Origin of the sequence: Bradyrhizobium sp. CCBAU 45384, from assembly GCF_028128665.1 — a bacterium.
Taxonomy (GTDB): Bacteria; Pseudomonadota; Alphaproteobacteria; order Rhizobiales; family Xanthobacteraceae; genus Bradyrhizobium; species Bradyrhizobium manausense.
Window position 1 is genome coordinate 261731 of record NZ_LBIZ01000117.1, and the last position, 18204, is coordinate 279934.

The following is an 18204-nucleotide window of genomic DNA, read 5'->3' on the forward strand; positions in this document are numbered from 1 at the left end:
ACCGGGATTTTGAAGAAGCGACCGGCCGCGGTCGAGAGATCGCGGCCCGGTGGCGTGATCACTCCGGTCAAAACAGAACAAAGGCGCCGATCAGCAAACCCGCCGCGAAGGACATCAGTCCCAGGGTGCAGACGGAAACGATGCGCACGAGGATGCGAAGCCGCACCTCATACTCGTCGTCCGTCATTTCGTTGATACGAGCCGCCACTGGTGCTGCCCTGCCCGTGCGCTGTTCGGCAACCTTTGGATCTTAGCCCAAATCATGGTCAAGGCGAGGCATCGGTCTCGGTCGCGATGCCAATGCCGTGATGGGATTGAGGAAAATTGGACCGTATGAGGGCGGAGCCGGAGCCCCGCCCCGCGGGCAATCTATTCCTATCGTCGCTGGTTATAGACGTCGATGCACACAGCTCCGAGCAGCACCAGGCCCTTGATGACCTGCTGGTAGTCGATGCCGATGCCGAGGATAGACATGCCGTTGTTCATCACGCCCATGATCATGGCGCCGACCACGGCACCGCCGACGCGGCCGACGCCGCCATAGGCCGAAGCGCCACCAATGAAGCAAGCGGCGATGACGTCGAGCTCGAAGCCGAGACCGGCTTTCGGCGTCGCGGTGTTGAGGCGCGCGGCGAAGACGAGACCGGCGAGCGCGGCGAGCACGCCCATGTTGACGAAGGTGAAGAAAGTCAGCCGTTCGGTCTTGATGCCCGACAGGCCAGCCGCCTTGGCGTTGCCACCAACGGCATAGATCTGGCGGCCGATCACGGTGCGGCGGGTGACGAAACCATAGAGCGCGATCAGGACGCTCATGATCACGAGCACGTTAGGCAGGCCGCGATAAGTCGCGATCAAATAGGTGAAATAGAGCACGGCAAAGGCGAGCACGACACTCTTGCCGAGGAAGAACGCGTAGGGTTCAACCTCGATGCCGTGCGACACCTCGCGCGCGCGGCTCTTGGCGCTGGCGTAGACCAGACCGAGCGCCAGCACCGCTCCGATCAGCATCGAAGTGGGATGCAGCGTGCCGGCCTCTGGCAGCAGCTCCGGAATGAAGCCCGACGACAGCTTCTGGAAGGTCGACGGGAACGGCCCGAGCGACTGGCCCTGCAACACGGCAAGCGCAAGGCCCTTGAACACCAGCATGCCCGCCAGCGTCACGATGAACGACGGGATCTTGAAATAAGCGACCCAATAGCCCTGCGCCGCGCCGATAGCCGCCCCGACCGCAAGACAGATCAGGAAGGCGAGCGTGTAGTCGACCTTGTATGTCACCATCAGAAGCGCGGCGACCGCACCGACGAAGCCCGCGACCGATCCGACCGACAGGTCGATATGGCCGGTGACGATTACCAGCAGCATGCCCAGCGCCATGATGACGATGTAGCTGTTCTGGAGCACCAGGTTCGTCAGGTTCAACGGCTGCAACAGCGTGCCGCTGGTCATGACCTGGAAGAACAGCATGATCGCAATCAGCGACATCAGCATGCCGTAGTTGCGCAAATTGTTCTTGATGAAGCTGCCGTGCCGGCGCTCCTCGGGCAGCGACACCGTCTTGTCGGTCATGGCTGCGATCCTCCCATCTCCGCGGCCCTGGCCGCGCCGTTTCCATTGCTTCGTTCGTTGCGCATGATAGCGCGCATGATGTTTTCCTGTGTCGCCTCAGCGCCCGGGAACTCGCCGACGAAGGCCCCGTCGTTCATGACACAGATGCGGTCGCAGATGCCGAGCAGCTCGGGCATCTCCGAAGAGATCACCACAACGCCGCGGCCGGCCTCCGCCAGTTCGTTGATAATACAGTAAATCTCGTATTTGGCACCGACGTCGATGCCCCTTGTCGGCTCATCCAGGATCAGCACCTTGGGGTCGGTCATCAGCCATTTCGACAACACGACCTTCTGCTGGTTCCCGCCGGACAGCTGGCCGGTCTCCTGGTAGACGTCGGAGCAGCGAATCCGCATCCGGTTGCGGTAATCGCTGGCGACCTTCAGCTCAGCGATGTCGTCGATCACCCGCCCCGGCGCGACCTGGTCGAGGCTTGCCAGTGTAATGTTCTTGCGCACGTCGTCGGCCAGGATCAGGCCGAGCTGCTTGCGGTCCTCGGTGACATAGGCAAGGCCGGCGTCGATGGCGGCCGCGACGGTCGGCAGCACGATCTCGTGACCCTCGAGGGCAATGCGGCCGCTGATATTGGTCCCCCAGGAGCGGCCGAACAGGCTCATGGCGAACTCGGTGCGACCGGCCCCCATCAGCCCGGCAATGCCGACGACCTCGCCGCGCTTGACGCCGAAATTGACATTCTTGATCACCTGCCGATCGGAATGGATGGGGTGATAGACCGACCAGTTCGAAACCTCGAGCACCGGTTCGCCGATCTTGGCGCTGCGCTCGGGAAAACGATGGGCAAGGTCGCGGTTGACCATGCTGCGGATGATGCGGTCTTCCTGGATCGGCTCGGCGCGGCAGTCGATACCGTCGACGGTGCGTCCGTCGCGCAGCACGGTGATGTGGTCGGCGACGCGGGCGACCTCGTTGAGCTTGTGCGAGATCAGGATCGAGCCGATGCCCTGCTCGCGGAACTTCATCAGGCGTTCGAGCAGTGCAGCGCTATCGGCCTCGTTCAGGCTCGCGGTCGGCTCATCCAGGATCAGCATCCGGACGCGTTTGGACAGCGCCTTGGCAATTTCGACCAGCTGCTGCTTGCCGACGCCGAGATCGGTGATCAGCGTATCCGGCGATTCCTTCAGACCGACCTGCGCGAGCAGCTCGCGCGTGCGCCGGTACACCTGGTCGCGATCGATCACGCCGAATTTTGACGGTGGATGCGAGAGAAAAATATTCTCCGCAATCGACATCAGCGGAATCAGCGCCAACTCCTGATGGATGATGATGATGCCGAGCGCCTCGGAATCGTTGATGTCGCGGAACCGGCGCTCCTGGCCCTCGAAGATAATGGTGCCTTCATAGCTGCCCGCCGGGTAGACCCCGCTCAGCACCTTCATCAAGGTTGATTTTCCGGCGCCGTTCTCGCCGACGAGGGCGTGGATCTGCCCGGCTTCAACCGAGAAATTGACGTCACGCAGCGCCTGCACACCGGCAAAGCTCTTGCTGACGTTGCGCATCTCCAGCATGGCGGTCATTGCGTTACGTCCCCTCCGTTACGTCCCTCTCCCCGCGAACGGGGAGAGGGAAACTTGAGTGTCTTACTGGAACTGCGACTTCTTGTAGTAGCCGCTGTCAACCAGAACCTTCTCCCAATTGTCCTTGTACACCACGACGGGCTTCAGGAGATAGGATGGCACGGTCTTGACGCCGTTCTCGTAGGTCTTGGTGTCGTTGACGGTCACCTGCTTGCCGGCGAGCGCGGCGTCGACCATGTCGGCGGTCACCTTGGCGAGATCGCGGGTGTCCTTGAAGATGGTCGAATACTGATCGCCCCGCAGCATCGCCTTGATCGACGGCACTTCGGCGTCCTGTCCCGAGATGATCGGCATCGGCTGGTCGGCACTACCATAGCCTACGCCTTTCAGCGAGGAGATGATGCCGATCGAGAGGCCGTCATAGGGCGACAGCACGGCATGGACCTTCTTGTTGCCGTAGTAGGCGCTGAGCAGATTGTCCATGCGGGCCTGCGCAGTGGCACCGTCCCAGCGCAGGGTCGCGACCTTGTCCATGCCCATCTGGCCCGAGGCGACCACGAGCTTGCCGCTGTCGATATACGGCTTCAACACGCTCATCGCGCCGTTGTAGAAGAAGTAGGCATTGTTGTCGTCGGGCGAACCGCCGAACAGCTCGATGTTGAACGGACCCTTGCCCTCCTTGAGGCCAAGCCCCTTCTCGATCGATTCCGCCTGCAGCACTCCGACCTGGAAATTGTCGAAGGTCGCGTAATAGTCGACGTTCGGCGTGCCGCGGATCAGGCGGTCATAGGCGATCACGGTGATGCCTTTCGCTTTCGCCTGCTTGAGCACGTCGGACAGCGTGGTGCCGTCGATCGCGGCGATCACGAGCGCCTTGGCGCCCTTGGTCACCATGTTCTCGACCTGCGAGAGCTGGTTCGGGATGTCATCCTCGGCATATTGCAGGTCGGTGTTGTAGCCGCGCTCCTTCAGCACCTTCACCATGTTGTTGCCATCGTCGATCCAGCGCGCCGAGGACTTGGTCGGCATGGAGATGCCGACGGTTGCCTTGTCCTGCGCGGAGGCGGTGAGACCTGTAGCCATCGTTGCGGCGCCCGCCAGCGCCATCGCCAGAAATGTCGTCTTCAATTTCAACATGCTTCACTCCCTTTGGGTGTCAGACTGTTTGTTAGTGTCGTGCAGTACATCGGTAAAGGTCGGTTTCGGGTCTCCTATGCGAGCTTGACGTCGGGCTCCGCGCGACCGCGCGCGGAGGCTTGTAACACAAAAGTGCAGCCGGCCTGTGGGTCGGCGGCGCGCGCCTCTGCGTCCATGTCCTGCCAGGCCGAAGTGACCAGCAGGCGCGATAGATCAGGACCGACGAAAGCAGGGCAGCTCGCCTGCTTGGCCGGCACATGCAGCGAGCGCAGGCACTCGCCTTGCGGAGAATAGACATCGACGCGGCTGGCGCCCCAACAGGCATTCCAGATCTGGCCATCGGCATCGCACACCGAGCCGTCAAGCCCGCCGACGCCGGTGTGACGCAGCAACACCTCAGGCTCGCCGCGCGGCAGGCCCGTGTCAGGATCGAGCGGCACGGCATAGAGCGCGCCGCGTGCAGTGTCGGTGAAATAGCCTGTGGCGCCGTCCGGCGAGAAGCAGATCGAGTTTGGGATGCTGATGCCCGGAAACAGCATCGAGATCTTGCCGCGGTGGAGCGCGTAGATCGCCCCCAGATCTCGCTCGGCCTTGCGTCCCATCGTTCCGATCCAGAACGTTCCGGATTGATGCACCCGGCAATCATTGGAGCGTGTCGCGGGATTGTCCGCTTCCAGCGGGCAGAACAACGTCATTGCGCCATCGGCGAGTGTGCGGACGTAACAGCCATCCTCGGCGACCACGAGCTGGCGCTCGGCATCGATCCGCCCCAGCGCGCTCGCCATCCGGCCCAGCGCGTGGATTCGGATCGCGCCGCTGCCAAGATGCGCCTGGAACAACTTCCCCTCGCGAATGTCAAACCACCAGGCGGTGTCGGTGGCCACGTCATAGGTCGGGCCTTCACCGAGATGACATCGCTCGGTGGAGAGAATGGTCGTCGGCACCTGCTCCATCATGGCGCCCTCGCTGCGAAGCGATAGACGGTGTGATGTCGGTAGACACTGCCGGGGTCGAGGCGCGGGCTCGGAAAATCCGGCCGGTTCGGCGAGTCTGGCCACATATGCGGCTCCAGGCACAAAGCGTCCGATTGACGGATCAGCTTGCCGCCCTTGCCCGCGATCGTGCCGTCGAGATAGTTGCCGGAATAGACTTGCAGGCCGGGCTGGTCGGTGAACAGCTCCATGATCCGTCCTGAAAGCGGTGCTTCCAGCCGGGCCGCAAGCGCGAGCTTGCCATCGCGCGCGAGGCAATAAGTGTGATCATAGCCCCTGCCGTTTCGTAATTGCAGATCGCCCTCGCGGATGCGCGCACCGACGGGGTGAGCCTCGCGAAAGTCGAACGGCGTGCCGGTTACGCTGCGCGGCGGTTCCGGCAGCGGGATGGCGGTGGGATCGATAGCGAGGAAGTGGTCGGCCTTGACCGTCAGCCTGTGATCGAGGGTGGACGCGCCCGAGGTCGCGCCCTCCAGATTGAAGAAGCTGTGATTGGTGAGGTTCACGATGGTCGGCCGGTCGGTCCGTGCCTCCATGATCAGCGACAGCTCGGTCGGGCCTGTGACGCGATAGGTCAGGCGCACATCGAGCTTGCCTGGATAATTCTCCTCGCCATGCGGGCTCGTATAGGTCAACGTGACCGCAGGGCTGGCGCCGTCATCGATCTCGGCAATGTCCCAGATCTTGCGGTCGAAACCGTCGAGGCCGCCATGCAGCGCGTTGGGGCCGTTGTTGACGGCAAGCTGGAAGGTCTCGCCGTCCAGCGAAAACCGGCCGTTGGCGATGCGGTTGGCGTAGCGGCCAACGGTGGCGCCAAAGAACTTCCGTTCAGCGAGATAGCCGGCAAAGGTGTCATGGCCGAGCACGACGTCGTCGGTGCCGCCTTTGGCATCCGGCGCGATCAGCGCCTGGATCACGGCGCCATGGGTGATGATGCGGGCCTCGAACCCGCCCTCCCCACGCAGCACGACACGCTCGACACTGCGTCCATCCGGCAGTGTTCCGAACACGTCCTTTGCTATTTTCGCACCAGCCATGTCTAGTCCACAAACGGTTCGACGATAGTACGCTTGCCGAGCAGGAAAGAGTCGGCGACGAGGCGAAGTGGTGCCAGGTCGACATCGCTCACGCCTGATGCCGCGAGCTTGACGAAGTGACGGTAGAGTTCTCGATATTCCTCGTCAGGCGCGTCGGCAACAACCTTGCCGTCGACCTCCATGATCCTGCCACCACGAGACAATGTCATCCGGCCCTGATCGGTTTCCGCCACGATATCCCAGCTCTGCGGCCCGGTCTGACGAAAGTCGAACTCGGCTGTAACAGGCAGGCCGCCGATGTCGGTCAGCGTCAGGTTGGCGGCAATCGGCGACTGGCAATTGGCCGGAAAGGCAAGTTCGGCCGCGGTGACGAACACCGGCTTTGGCAATATGCGGGTCAGGATCGAGAGCGCATTGATGCCGGGATCGAACACGCCGAGCCCGCCCGGCTCCCAGATCCAGGTCTGGCCGGGATGCCAGACGCGGACATCTTCCTTCCAGATGATGTGAACCGACTTGATCCGACGCGTTGCCAGCCATTCGCGGGCCGGCTCGACCGCCGGGGCGTGGCGCGAATGCCAGGTCGCAAACAACGTGCGCTTTGCGTCGACCGCCATTGAGATCAACGGATCGAGCTCTGCAACGCCGATGCCTGGCGGCTTCTCCAGCATGACATGCTTGCCGGCGGCGAGCGCTGCGGCAGCCTGGGCGCGGCGCACCTGCGGCGGTGTGCAGAGCGACACCGCATCGATCTCTGGACCCTTCTCCAGCAGTTCCTCGATGGTCGCAAAATGGGGCAGGCCGGGCAGCGACGCGTTGCGGCTCGCGACGGCGGCAAGTACCGCGCCAGGCGTCGCGGCGATCGCGCCGACATGCTGGTCGCGCGCGATCTTGCCGAAGCCGACGATGGCGATACGAAGAGCTGTCACGGATGTTCTCCAGGTTCTGCAGGCGCGGCCGGTGCCGTCTCGGCCGCCGTGTCCTTATGCCGGCGCATGCCGTTGTGAATGACGAAGGCCATGGCCTCGGCCGCCGCGTCGGCGTCACCTTCTGCGATCGAATCGACGATCTTCTGGTGCCAGAGTAAGGTAATCTCGCGGTCTTCCGATCCCGCAGGTGCACTGAGCATGAATGCCGTGCGCAAGGCAGCCTCGATCACATGACCGATGGAGCGCATGAACGGATTGCCGGACGCTCGGGCCACCGCAAGGTGCAAGGCGAGGTCGGCTTCGGCAAAGTCGACGGACTCGGACGTCTCCTGCCGCATGCGGTCCATGCTGCGCCGAAGCTCGGCGATGTCTTCTTCCGAACGGCGCCTGGCCGCTAGTGCCGCCGCGCGCGGCTCGACCGCAAGACGTATCTCCGCGAGATCGTTGAGAAAGCGCCTGTCGATGCCGGCGTCGAGATGCCAGGCCAGCACATCGGCGTCGAACATATTCCAGGCGGCGCGCCCGCGTACAACGGTGCCAACCCGCGCCTTGGTGGTGAGCAGGCCCTTGGCGACCAGCGTTTTCACGCTCTCGCGCAACACCGGACGCGACACGCCGAACATCGCCGTCAGCTCGGCATCGCCCGGAAGCCGCACGCCTTCCGCGTACCGGCCAGCGATGATGTCAACGCCGATCGAGCGGGACACTTCCGCGTGGTTGGAATGGGCCCGTCGTGTCGGGATGACGACGATGCGCGAAGTCATGAGGCTGCTCCCGCGCGCGTTGCCACTGGCCGGCGCGCCAGCGCGACCAGGCCCTGCTGAAGTGCGATGAAGGCGAACAGCAAGATGCCGGTCGCGATCTTGGTCCACCAGCTCGACAGCGTGCCGTCGAAATTGATGTAGGTCTGGATCATGCCCTGGATCAGCACGCCGAGGAAGGTGCCGATCACCGAGCCCTGCCCGCCCGTGAGCAGTGTGCCGCCGATCACCACGGCAGCGATGCTGTCGAGCTCGACACCGACAGCTGAAAGCGAATAGCCGGCGCTGGTGTAGAAGGAGAACACGATCCCGGCAGTCCCTGCCAGCAGGCTCGACAGCATGTAGATCTTTATCGTCATCTTGCCGACTGCAACGCCCATCAGGCTCGCGGTCGCCCGGCCACCCCCGAGTGCATAGACATTGGCACCGAACCGGGTGAGACGCAGCAACAGGATGCCGCCGATCAAGATCACGAGCATGATGATCGCGATCGCGCTGAGCCGCCCGCCCCCGGGCATCCGCAACGCAAAGTCGGACACGGTCGAATAAACAGGCGCCGTGATCGGCACCGATTCCGTCGAGAGCAGGAAGCTGGCGCCGCGCGCCAGGAACATGCCGGCCAACGTCACGATGAAGGGCGGCAGGTCGAAAACGTGGATGACCGCTCCCATCGCCGCACCAAAGGCCGCCGAGAGCACGAGGATGGCGACGAAGGCAACCAGCGGCGGCACGCCCCAACGTTCGATCGCCAGCGCAACGAACACAGTGGTGAAGCCGATCACCGAGCCGACCGAGAGATCGATCCCTCCGGAGATAATGACGAAGGTCATGCCGGTCGCGACGATGCCGAGGAAGGCATTGTCGGTGAGCAGATTGCCGACCACGCGGGTCGAGGCAATGTTGGGGAACTGCATCGCGCAGAGCGCAAAGCCCACGACGAGCACAATGGCCGTGATCAGGACGGGCGGGAGGCCTTTCATGGTTTCGCCCTCCGCAGCCGCGCCATGATGCCGGCAAAGCCGGACAGATTTGGCGATTGCAGCAGCAGCACCGCGAGCACCACCACGGCCTTGACCAGCAAATTGAACTCCGGCGGATAGCCCGATAGCAGAATGCCGGTGTTCATGGTCTGGATGATCAGCGCACCCAACACGGCCAGAACGAGGCTGAAGCGGCCGCCGAACAGCGAGGTGCCGCCGATCACGACCGCGAGAATCGCGTCGAGCTCGAGCCAGAGGCCAGCATTGTTTGCATCTGCCCCCATGATGTCGGCCGCGGCGATCACGCCCGCGAGCGAGGCGCAGACGCCGCACCAGACATAGACCGCCAAGATCATCGCGCGGGTACCGACGCCGGCAAGCTCGCTCGCGCGTGCATTGCCGCCCGTCGCCTCGATCAGGAGTCCGAGTGCCGAGCCGCGGACCACCGCGCCCGTGAGGATCAGCATGCCGAGCGCAATCGCGATCGGGACCGGAACGCCGAGAATGGCACCGTTGCCGAGCCAGACCAGGTCCGGCGAGCTGAAGGTCACAATGCGCCCCTCGGTGATGAGCTGGGCAATGCCGCGCCCTGCCACCATCAGGATCAGCGTCGCCACGATCGGCTGCATGCCGAGCACGGCGACAAGAAAACCGTTCCACAATCCGCAGACGAGGCCGGCGCCGAGCGCGGCCGCCAGCACCACCGGCAGGCCGTGACTATCGGCGAGGCTTGCGGCGATCGCGCCGCAGATGGCCATCACCGCACCGACCGAGAGATCGATGCCGCGCGTTGCGATCACAAGCACCATGCCGAGCGAGAGCAACGCCACCGGCGTGCCGCGATTGAGCACGTCGATCAGGCTGCCGAACAGGCGGCCGTCCTGAAGACGCAGGTCGAAAAATTGCGGCGATACCACGCGGTCGACCGCGAGGATGACGATCAGCGCCAGGATCTGGGCAAGGCCGCGGCGCGGCAGCAGCATCGTCATGCCCGGGCCTCTTGCATCGCTGCGCCATCGGCGGCGATGGCCGCGAGGATATTGGTGACGTCGATGGCCTCGCCCGCGAGCTCCTCGACATGGGCGCGATCGCGCAGCACGACTACGCGATCGGAATAGGTCACGATCTCGTCGAGCTCGGAGGAGATCACCAGGAGCGCCAGCCCGTCGTCGCAGAGCTCGCGGATCAGGCGGATGATCTCGGCGTGCGCGCCGACATCGATGCCTCGCGTAGGTTCATCCAGCACGAGGAGCCGCGGCGACGTCGCGAGCCAGCGCGCCAGCAGCGCCTTTTGCTGATTGCCGCCGGAGAGCAGGCCCACCGGGCGCTCGGGATCGGGCGGACGGATGTCGAGCATCTTGACGTAGCCGCGGGCAATCTCGTCCTGCTCGCGGCGTGACAGCGGCCGATGCAGGCCGCGCTTGGCCTGCAGCGCGAGCACGATGTTCTCGCGCACGGTGAGCTCGGCGACGATGCCGTCGGTCTTGCGCTCCTCCGGGCAATAGCCAAAGCCCTGGCGGACGCCGTCGCGCGGCGACTGCAGTCGCACGGGGGCACCCTCCACCCTCGCCTGCCCGCCATCGGGGCGCTCGGCGCCGAACACCAGCCGCGCCGTCTCGGTACGGCCCGAGCCGAGCAGTCCGGCAAGGCCGACGACCTCGCCATGGCGCAGCTCGAGATTGAACGGCGCGACATAGCCGGCCTTGCCGTAATTCTCGAAACTCGCACAGACCTCGCGCGGCGGACGGTCGCCTGCCGCCGCCCGCGCGCTGGTGGTCTCGGCGAGCTCGCGCCCGAGCATCATCCGGATCAGCTCGAGCCGGGGCAGCGAGGCCGTCTCGCGCTCGCCGACCAGTCGGCCGTTGCGCAGCACCGTGATCCGATCGGAGATCTCGTAGACCTGATCGAGGAAATGGCTGACGAAAACAATGCCGATGCCGCGCCTGGCAAGCTGACGCATGATGCCGAAGAGGATCTCGACCTCGTGACGGTCGAGGCTCGCAGTCGGCTCGTCCAGAATCAGCACGCGTGCGGAAAGATCGACGGCGCGCGCGATCGCGGTGACATGCTGGATGGCGACCGAATAATTGCCGAGCGGCGCTGCGACATCGATGTCGAGGCCGAACTCGGTCAGCAGCGCCTTGGCGCGGCGGCGCATCTCGCCTTCGCGCACGATGCCGAATCGCATCGGCTGGCGGTCGAGAAAAAGGTTCTGTGCGACCGACAGGTTCGGCAGCAGATTGACTTCCTGGTAGACGGTGGCAATGCCGGCCTCGAGCGCAGCCTTGGCCGAACGCGGCGCGACCTCCTCGCCGCCCAGCCGGACAACACCGGCATCGCGCGGGAACACGCCGGTGACGACCTTGATCAGCGTGGATTTGCCGGCGCCGTTCTCGCCGAGCAGCGCATGGATCTCGCCGGCGCGAAGCGTGAAGTCGACCTCCTGCAAAGCGCGCACCGCACCAAAGCTCTTGCTGATCCCGCGCACCTCCAGGAGCGGCGGAGCAGGACCAAGGCTGTTCTCCATAACGACGTCACTCCCACCGGTGCCCGCTTATGCTGCGGATACCCAGCCTATTCGTTCGCGCGACGGTTGCGAAGGGGCTTTGCCGGACCACGGAGCGTGGTCCGGCAAGACGCCTGCCTCAGTAACCAAGGCCCTTCTTGCTGTCGTATTCCTTCTGCGGATTGTCAGTGGCCGTGAGCAGCCTTGATTCGGTCTGGATCCACTTCGGTGGAACCGTGCCCTTCTCCTTGAAGGCCGCGACGGCGTCGAAGGCGGGGCCGGCCATGTTCGGCGTCAGCTCGACTGTGGCATTGGCCTCCCCGGCGACCATCGCCTTGAAGATATCAGGCACTGCGTCAATCGACACCGTGAGGATGTCCTTGCCCGGCTTGAGACCGGCTTCCTTCATGGCCTGGATCGCGCCGACCATCATGTCGTCGTTGTGGGCGTAGACTGCGCAGATGTTCTTGCCGCCGCCCTCGGCCTTGATGAAGCTCTCCATGACTTCCTTGCCCTTGGCGCGGGTGAAGTCACCGGTCTGGCTGCGCACGATCTTCAGATTGGCGTGCTTGGCGATCGCGGTGTCAAAGCCCTTCTTGCGGTTGGCGGCAACGCTGGCGCCGACCGTGCCCTGCAATTCGACGATGTTGCAGGCCTTGTCGCCGACGGTCTTGGCCAGCCAGTCGCCGGCGACCTCGCCTTCGTGGACGCTGTCCGAGGTGACGGCGGTGAGATAGAGGTCCTTGCCCGAGGGATCGATGTCGCGGTCAAGCAGCACGACCGGAATCTTGGCTTCCTTGGCTTCCTTCAGCACCGCATCCCAGCCAGTCGAAACGACGGGGGCGAGGAAGATCGCATCGACGTTCTGCGCGATGAAGGAGCGGATCGCCTTGATCTGGTTTTCCTGCTTCTGCTGCGCGTCGGCGATCTTGAGATTGACCTTGCGCTTGGCGGCCTCCTGCTTGGAGACCGAGGTCTCGGCTGCGCGCCAGCCGGACTCCGATCCGATCTGCGAGAAGCCGACGGTGAGCTCTGCGGCATTGGCCGGCAGTGCAAGCAACAACGCGGCGGTGGCGCTGGCCGCAAAAAGGGCTTTGAGGGTCATGAGGCGTGTGTCTCCCAAGTGTTATCCGGGGCGCCCACGGTATCATGACACCCTCAGGCCGGCCTTCAGGGCGGCGGAAGGGACTATTCCACGGAAGCCGGCGTCCGTATAGTCATATTATTTGACTATTTGGTCGAATAATCTGGAGAGCGAAATCTACACGCAAAGAGTTAATATTATACAGTATACAACTTAAAGATCAACTTGTTTCGACGAGACAGCACCGTCATGGCCGGGCTCGTCCGGGCATGACGATCTCATGGCAATTCGCGTGTGTTCTGCGATCAGCAGCAGGCAAGCGAAAAAGCTAGATCAGCTTGCGCTGCGCAAGGTTCTTCATCAGTGCGCCGATGCCGAACGTCCACGGCTCGCACTCGTCGCTGGTCCGCATGCGGTTGACGAGCTTGCCGAGTTGCGGGGCGGCAATAGTGACGATGTCGTCGCGCTTGTGGGTGAACCCCTGCCCCGGCGCATCGCGATCCTTGACCGGTGCGAACATCGTGCCGAGGAACAGCACGAAACCGTCGGGATATTGATGCACCTTGCCGATGGTCTGCGCGACGAGATCGGTCGGATCGCGGCTGATCTTGCTGATCGAGGAATGCCCCTCGAGAACAAAGCCGTCAGTCCCCGTTACGTTCAGGCTGATGTCGAGCTTGCGCGCGTCATCGAGCGTGAAGGTCTCGTCGAACAGCCTCAGCAGCGGGCCGATCGCGCAAGAGGCGTTGTTGTCCTTGGCCTTCGACAGCAGAAGCGCCGAGCGGCCCTCAAAGTCGCGCAAATTGACGTCGTTGCCGAGCGCACCGCCGACGATCTTGCCGCGGCTGGAGACGAACAGCACGAGCTCCGGCTCGGGATTGTTCCAGGTCGATTTCGGATGCAGCCCGGCATCCATGCCGGTGCCGACCGAGGAAAGCGTCGGCGCCTTGGTGAAGACCTCGGCATCGGGGCCGATGCCGACCTCGAGATATTGGCTCCAGGCGTTCTGATCGATCAGCACCTGCTTCAAATGCATCGCCTGGTCAGAACCCGGCTTGAGCTTGGACAGATCGTCGCCGATCAGCCGCGTGACTTCCTTGCGAATGGCTTCGGCCGAGGCCGGGTTGCCCTTGGCGCGCTCCTCGATCACGCGTTCCAGCATCGAGATCGCGAAAGTGACACCCGCGGCCTTCAGGGTCTGGAGATCGACCGGCGCGAGCAGCCAGGGCTTTTTCGGATCGCGCCCATCAGGTGCCGTGTTGGCGACGATGGCTTCGAGATCGCCGATGCGTTCGCCCTTGATCGCGGCAAGCGCCTTGGCCGGATTGTCCTCCTCGCAGAGGGCGCTGACGGTCGGAAATTTCGCGGTGACGTCGAAGACGCCGTCAGCGCGCACCGCGACCACGGCCGGACCGTTCGCCTGCGGCAGCCAGATGCGGCCGACCAGCGTTCCCTTCGTTCCGTCCTCGGGGAGAAGGTCTTGAACCGTCAAATTCGTCATGGCCGGCGTCCTCGCTGTTTTTCGGACCAGCCCATTTCGCAAGCGGCCGATCCCATTGGCGAAGACAAATAAACGTCTGGCGGGGGAAGTCCAGAGTGGCAGGATGCCTCGCCGCTATGCCCCTGCCCGCGCCTTCCGCGCCGCGACCTGCTGCAGCGCCCAGCGCGCATTCTTGCGGACATCGGGATCGGAATCGTCGGCGATAACGGCCAGGAACGCTTCGCCGTCCGCGTGGGCGATTTCGCCAAGTGCGGCGGCCGCCTCTTTGCGCAAATTCGCCTGGTCGTGATTGACGCAATTGCCGATCGGACGCACCGCACGCTCGATCTTCATCCTGCCGAGGCTGCGGATTGCCTTCAACCGCACCTGCCAGAATTCGTCACCGAGCGCGCTGACGAGCTGGTCGGCTGCGAGCGAACCATTGGCGTTGAGACCCAAAGTCTCGGCCGCCATCTCGCGCACCATCCAATCCGAATCCTTCAGTGCGCGGGTGATCGTCTCCGCTGCCGGCTTCATCTGCGAGAACGCCAGCGCGCTGACGGCGGCACGCCGAACATGCGCATCGGGGTCGTTGATCAGTGCCGTCAACGCGGGGATCGATTCTTCCAACTTGAGGAATCCGATCACGCCGATCGCCTGCACGCGGACGGCAGCATCGGTGTCCTGCAGCGCTTCGAGTGCTGGCTTGAGCGTGTCCTTGCAGCGCAATTCCTTCAGCGCGCGCAGCGCGCCCATACGAACGAAGGCGTGGGCATGCTTGACGAGCGGCAGGATGACATCGGCGCAGGCGGGATCCTTGAATTCCGCCATGCTGTCGGCCGCGGCCGCCGCGACGATCCTTTCCGGATCGACCAGCAGCTTCACCAGCGCACTTGCCGCCTCCGGCCCATCGAACTCGCCGAGTGCCATCGCCACCTGTTGGCGCACGCCGGCGTCGGGATCGGCCACCATATTGGCGAGGTGCGCGACGGCCGCGGGATCGCCGGAATGGCCGAGCGCGATGATCGCGACGCGGCGCTCGGCAGGATCGGCGGCCTGGAGCCGCTCGTCGGCATCTTCGAGATCGTCGTAAGATTCGAACGGGCTCGACATGATCACCTCAACAGGTAGGGAATGTTGACAGTAACGGCGCCGGTCGGGCAATCGGCCTCGCAGGGCATGCAGTACCAGCACTCATCATAGGCCATGTAGGCCTTGCCGGTCATGTCGCTGATGCGCAGCACGTCGAGCGGGCAGACGTCGACACAGACGGTGCAGCCCTTGTCGGCGATGCATTTGGCGTCGTCGACGACCACCGGAACCGATGTCTGATAGGACGCGAGAGGCATGTGATGTCTCCTGTTGCTCTGTTGCGGTGGATCAGGCAGTGGCGCGGATGCGCTGCTTGTCGTAGAGATCCTTCTCGTCGTCGGCGATCGGGACGACGTAAGGCTCGACGGCGCGCTTCTCGCTGGTCATCTTGCCGTTCTGCTTGCTCAGCAGCGTGTGGCAGAACCAGTTCTCATTGTCCTTCTCCGGGAAATCGGTGCGCCAGTGGTAGAGGCCCCAGCGGCTCTCCTCGCGATAGAGCGAGGCATGCACGGCCATGTCGGCGCAATCCATGATCGACTGCACTTCCAGCGCGCGGAGCAGCTCATGCGCATTGCGTGCGATCATGTGCTCCTGCATGTCCTGCCGCGTCTCGGCGAGGCGGCGCATGCCGAGCTCGTATTTGCGCGTGACCTTCGGCGGCTGGAGGTAATCATTCACCAGGCGGCGGGTCTTGTATTCGACCTGGTTCGGCGGAATGCCGTCCTCGCGTTTGGTCGGTGCGAGCACGCGATCGCGCTCCTTGGCGATATCGGCCGCATCGAACTCGGCAAAGTCGTGATTGTCGGCGAATTCCATCGCGTCGATGCCGGCGACCGAGCCATTGGTGAAGGCGCCGAGCATGTAATTGTGCGGCACGCTCGCCATGTCGCCGGCGGCGTACAGGCCCGGCACGGTCGTGCGCGCGTTGTCGTCGACGAACACGCCGGAGGCGCTGTGGCCGGAGCAGAAGCCGATCTCCGAGATGTGCATCTCGATCGACTCGTTGCGGTAGTCGACGCCGCGCCCCTGCTGGAACAGACCGCGCGTGGGCCGCTCGACCTTGTGCAGCGTGGATTCGATCTCCGAGATGGTGTCGGGATGGAGATGCTTGAGCTGGAGGAAAACCGGCCCCTTGCCGGACAGGAGTTCGTTGTAGAACTCCAGCATCATCTGGCCGGACCAGTAATCGCATTCGATGAAGCGCGAGCCTTCGTTGTTCGCCGTGAAGGCGCCGAACGGACCGGCGACATAGGCGCAGGCCGGGCCGTTATAGTCCTTGATCAGCGGATTGATCTGGTAGCATTCGAGGTTCGCGAGCGCGGCACCAGCGTGATAAGCCATGGAATAGCCGTCACCGGAATTGGCGGCGTTCTCGTAGGTGCCGAACATGTAGCCGGAGGTCGGCAGGCCAAGCCGGCCGGCGGCGCCCATGCAGAGGATCACGGCCTTGGCCTTGATCACCAGGATCTCGGCGGTGCGGGTGTTGACGGAGATCGCGCCGGCAATGCGGCCGTCGGACGATTTCAGCAGCCGCGTCGCCATGTAGCGGTTGGAGATCAGGATACGCGCGCGGCGGAGCTGACGGTACAGCGCCTTCTTCACGGTCTCGCCGTTCGGCATCGGCAGCACATAGGTGCCGATGTGGTGCACCTTCTTGACGGCGTAGTCACCGTTCTCGTTCTTCAGGAAGCGGATGCCGAAACTGTCGAGCTCCTCGATGATCTTGTAGCAATTCTGGGCATATTTATAGACCGCCTTCTGGTCGACAATGCCGTCATTGGCGATGGTAATTTCCTTGGTGTACTGCTCCGGCGTCGCGTAGCCGGGGATGACGGCGTTGTTCAGTCCGTCCATACCCATCGAGATCGCGCCTGAGCGCTTGACGTTGGCCTTCTCGAGCAGGACGACGTTGGCCTTCGGGTTCTTCAGCTTCGCCTTCAGCGCCGCCATCGGGCCTGCGGTGCCGCCGCCGATCACGAGCACATCGCAGGAAACCTCCGAAAGTCCGTCGACGATCTGATCTAGTGCCATCGCTTGCTCCTGGTCCGCCGGCATCTCCGGCGCCTTTGCATCAGATTTGTTCAGGTGGTCGTCCGGCGATAGCAATTAGTTGTCGCCGGGACGCGATTTGCGCCTCAGCGCTCGACGAAGGCCTTTTCGATGACGAAATGACCGGGCTGGCTGTGATTGCCCTCGACAAAGCCGCGCGCGGAGAACATCGCGTGCAGTTCCTCGAGCATCGCCGGACTCCCGCACAGCATGATGCGGTCGGTCTCGATATCGAGGTCGGATTGGCCGATATCCTCGAACAGCTGGTTGGAGGCGATAAGGTCGGTGATACGGCCGCGATTGCGGAACGGCTCGCGGGTGACGGTCGGATAATAGACCAGCTTGTCGCGGATCAGGGGGCCGAAGAATTCGTGATTGCGCAGGCCATCGACGACGTGCTCGCCATAAGCGAGCTCGGAGACCTGGCGGCAGCCATGGGCAAGCACGATGGTCTCGTAGTTCTCGTAGACGTCGGGGTCCTTGATCAGGCTGGCGAAGGGCGCAAGGCCTGTGCCGGTCGAGAGCAGCAGCAGGCGTTTTCCCGGGATGAGATTGCCGGTGATCAGCGTACCCGTCGCCTTGCGGCCGACCAGGATGATGTCGCCTTCCCGGATCTTTTGGAGGCGCGAGGTCAGCGGGCCGTCCTGCACCTTGATCGAGAAGAATTCGAGCGCTTCCTCGTGATTGGCGCTGGCCATGCTGTAGGCGCGCATCAACGGCTTGCCCTCGACTTCCAGCCCGATCATCGCGAACTGGCCGTTCTGGAAGCGGAAGCCGGGATCGCGCGTCGCGGTGAAGCTGAACAGGGATTCGGTCCAGTGCCGGACCGACAAAACCGTTTCCTTCTGAAATGCGCTCATGGTCTCTCCTTTGATTGCGCGCAGGTTCTCGGAGAGAGCGGAGTCCGGCAATTCGGAAGTGGAATTCCCGGTCGATTAGTTTCACATTTCGCGAGCGGTGATTGCAGAGCAGGCGGCAAACCGTCCGATCGCATGCTCTCGCTGGCAATTAGTTGCT

Annotated in this window: 17 protein-coding genes; all 17 read right to left on the reverse strand. The window is 63.5% G+C overall.

Annotation, left to right across the window (positions count from 1 at the left end; genetic code table 11):
* Positions 1-67 precede the first annotated feature (67 nt).
* Positions 68-208: a hypothetical protein gene (locus XH80_RS32725; RefSeq protein ID WP_157083801.1), complete on the reverse strand. Its 141-nt coding sequence runs from the start codon at positions 206-208 to the stop codon at positions 68-70.
* Between the two features lie 167 nt (positions 209-375).
* Positions 376-1566 carry a multiple monosaccharide ABC transporter permease gene (mmsB, locus tag XH80_RS32730; RefSeq protein ID WP_271602165.1) on the reverse strand — a complete coding sequence of 397 codons (1191 nt, stop codon included), beginning with the start codon at positions 1564-1566 and terminating at the stop codon, positions 376-378.
* Positions 1563-3140, reverse strand: a complete 1578-nt coding sequence (gene mmsA / locus XH80_RS32735) for a multiple monosaccharide ABC transporter ATP-binding protein (protein WP_271602166.1) — start codon at positions 3138-3140, stop codon at positions 1563-1565. The genes mmsB and mmsA overlap by 4 nt, the downstream gene beginning before the upstream one ends.
* A gap of 63 nt (positions 3141-3203) precedes the next feature.
* Positions 3204-4277 carry a multiple monosaccharide ABC transporter substrate-binding protein gene (gene chvE, locus XH80_RS32740; RefSeq protein ID WP_057758946.1) on the reverse strand — a complete coding sequence of 358 codons (1074 nt, stop codon included), beginning with the start codon at positions 4275-4277 and terminating at the stop codon, positions 3204-3206.
* Between the two features lie 74 nt (positions 4278-4351).
* Positions 4352-5230, reverse strand: coding sequence for an SMP-30/gluconolactonase/LRE family protein (locus tag XH80_RS32745; protein WP_271602346.1), 879 nt, complete (start codon positions 5228-5230; stop codon positions 4352-4354).
* A complete protein-coding gene (locus tag XH80_RS32750) occupies positions 5230-6306 on the reverse strand; it encodes an aldose epimerase family protein (protein WP_271602167.1) in 1077 nt (358 codons plus the stop codon). The genes XH80_RS32745 and XH80_RS32750 overlap by 1 nt, the downstream gene beginning before the upstream one ends.
* Positions 6307-6308: 2 nt before the next feature.
* Entirely contained in the window at positions 6309-7235 is a 927-nt protein-coding gene (locus XH80_RS32755; protein WP_271602168.1) for a Gfo/Idh/MocA family protein, read from the reverse strand.
* The gene (locus XH80_RS32760) at positions 7232-7999 is read right to left on the reverse strand and encodes a FadR/GntR family transcriptional regulator (protein ID WP_271602169.1); all 768 of its coding nucleotides are present in this window, start codon (positions 7997-7999) and stop codon (positions 7232-7234) included. Before XH80_RS32760 ends, XH80_RS32755 begins: the two co-directional genes overlap by 4 nt.
* Complete coding sequence (yjfF, locus tag XH80_RS32765; RefSeq protein WP_271602170.1) at positions 7996-8976, reverse strand: galactofuranose ABC transporter, permease protein YjfF; 981 nt, start codon at positions 8974-8976, stop codon at positions 7996-7998. Before yjfF ends, XH80_RS32760 begins: the two co-directional genes overlap by 4 nt.
* Positions 8973-9965 carry an ABC transporter permease gene (locus tag XH80_RS32770; RefSeq protein ID WP_220006863.1) on the reverse strand — a complete coding sequence of 331 codons (993 nt, stop codon included), beginning with the start codon at positions 9963-9965 and terminating at the stop codon, positions 8973-8975. The genes yjfF and XH80_RS32770 overlap by 4 nt, the downstream gene beginning before the upstream one ends.
* Positions 9962-11503: a sugar ABC transporter ATP-binding protein gene (locus XH80_RS32775; protein ID WP_271602171.1), complete on the reverse strand. Its 1542-nt coding sequence runs from the start codon at positions 11501-11503 to the stop codon at positions 9962-9964. Before XH80_RS32775 ends, XH80_RS32770 begins: the two co-directional genes overlap by 4 nt.
* A gap of 118 nt (positions 11504-11621) precedes the next feature.
* Positions 11622-12587 carry a galactofuranose ABC transporter, galactofuranose-binding protein YtfQ gene (ytfQ, locus tag XH80_RS32780; RefSeq protein ID WP_057758962.1) on the reverse strand — a complete coding sequence of 322 codons (966 nt, stop codon included), beginning with the start codon at positions 12585-12587 and terminating at the stop codon, positions 11622-11624.
* 307 nt (positions 12588-12894) lie between these two features.
* A complete protein-coding gene (locus tag XH80_RS32785; RefSeq protein ID WP_271602172.1) occupies positions 12895-14067 on the reverse strand; it encodes a fumarylacetoacetate hydrolase family protein in 1173 nt (390 codons plus the stop codon).
* 114 nt (positions 14068-14181) lie between these two features.
* Complete coding sequence (locus tag XH80_RS32790; RefSeq protein ID WP_271602173.1) at positions 14182-15159, reverse strand: HEAT repeat domain-containing protein; 978 nt, start codon at positions 15157-15159, stop codon at positions 14182-14184.
* Between the two features lie 2 nt (positions 15160-15161).
* Positions 15162-15395, reverse strand: a complete 234-nt coding sequence (locus XH80_RS32795; RefSeq protein WP_008141081.1) for a 4Fe-4S dicluster domain-containing protein — start codon at positions 15393-15395, stop codon at positions 15162-15164.
* A gap of 31 nt (positions 15396-15426) precedes the next feature.
* Complete coding sequence (locus XH80_RS32800) at positions 15427-17169, reverse strand: fumarate reductase/succinate dehydrogenase flavoprotein subunit (RefSeq protein ID WP_271602174.1); 1743 nt, start codon at positions 17167-17169, stop codon at positions 15427-15429.
* A 104-nt stretch (positions 17170-17273) separates the two neighbouring features.
* Positions 17274-18047 (reverse strand): ferredoxin--NADP reductase, encoded by a 774-nt coding sequence (locus tag XH80_RS32805; protein ID WP_271602175.1) that lies wholly within the window; start codon positions 18045-18047, stop codon positions 17274-17276.
* Between the last annotated feature and the right edge of the window lie 157 nt (positions 18048-18204).

Excerpts from the sequence above, each read along its gene's own strand:
- XH80_RS32795 (WP_008141081.1), bottom strand. The coding sequence starts at position 15,395 with ATGCCTCTCGCGTCCTATCAGACATCGGTTCCGGTGGTCGTCGACGAC.
- mmsB (WP_271602165.1), bottom strand. The coding sequence starts at position 1,566 with ATGACCGACAAGACGGTGTCGCTGCCCGAGGAGCGCCGGCACGGCAGC.
- XH80_RS32805 (WP_271602175.1), bottom strand. The coding sequence starts at position 18,047 with ATGAGCGCATTTCAGAAGGAAACGGTTTTGTCGGTCCGGCACTGGACC.
- XH80_RS32745 (WP_271602346.1), bottom strand. The coding sequence starts at position 5,230 with ATGGAGCAGGTGCCGACGACCATTCTCTCCACCGAGCGATGTCATCTC.
- XH80_RS32760 (WP_271602169.1), bottom strand. The coding sequence starts at position 7,999 with ATGACTTCGCGCATCGTCGTCATCCCGACACGACGGGCCCATTCCAAC.
- XH80_RS32770 (WP_220006863.1), bottom strand. The coding sequence starts at position 9,965 with ATGACGATGCTGCTGCCGCGCCGCGGCCTTGCCCAGATCCTGGCGCTG.
- XH80_RS32785 (WP_271602172.1), bottom strand. The coding sequence starts at position 14,067 with ATGACGAATTTGACGGTTCAAGACCTTCTCCCCGAGGACGGAACGAAG.
- ytfQ (WP_057758962.1), bottom strand. The coding sequence starts at position 12,587 with ATGACCCTCAAAGCCCTTTTTGCGGCCAGCGCCACCGCCGCGTTGTTG.
- mmsA (WP_271602166.1), bottom strand. The coding sequence starts at position 3,140 with ATGACCGCCATGCTGGAGATGCGCAACGTCAGCAAGAGCTTTGCCGGT.
- XH80_RS32775 (WP_271602171.1), bottom strand. The coding sequence starts at position 11,503 with ATGGAGAACAGCCTTGGTCCTGCTCCGCCGCTCCTGGAGGTGCGCGGG.
- yjfF (WP_271602170.1), bottom strand. The coding sequence starts at position 8,976 with ATGAAAGGCCTCCCGCCCGTCCTGATCACGGCCATTGTGCTCGTCGTG.
- XH80_RS32790 (WP_271602173.1), bottom strand. The coding sequence starts at position 15,159 with ATGTCGAGCCCGTTCGAATCTTACGACGATCTCGAAGATGCCGACGAG.
- XH80_RS32750 (WP_271602167.1), bottom strand. The coding sequence starts at position 6,306 with ATGGCTGGTGCGAAAATAGCAAAGGACGTGTTCGGAACACTGCCGGAT.
- chvE (WP_057758946.1), bottom strand. The coding sequence starts at position 4,277 with ATGTTGAAATTGAAGACGACATTTCTGGCGATGGCGCTGGCGGGCGCC.
- XH80_RS32800 (WP_271602174.1), bottom strand. The coding sequence starts at position 17,169 with ATGGCACTAGATCAGATCGTCGACGGACTTTCGGAGGTTTCCTGCGAT.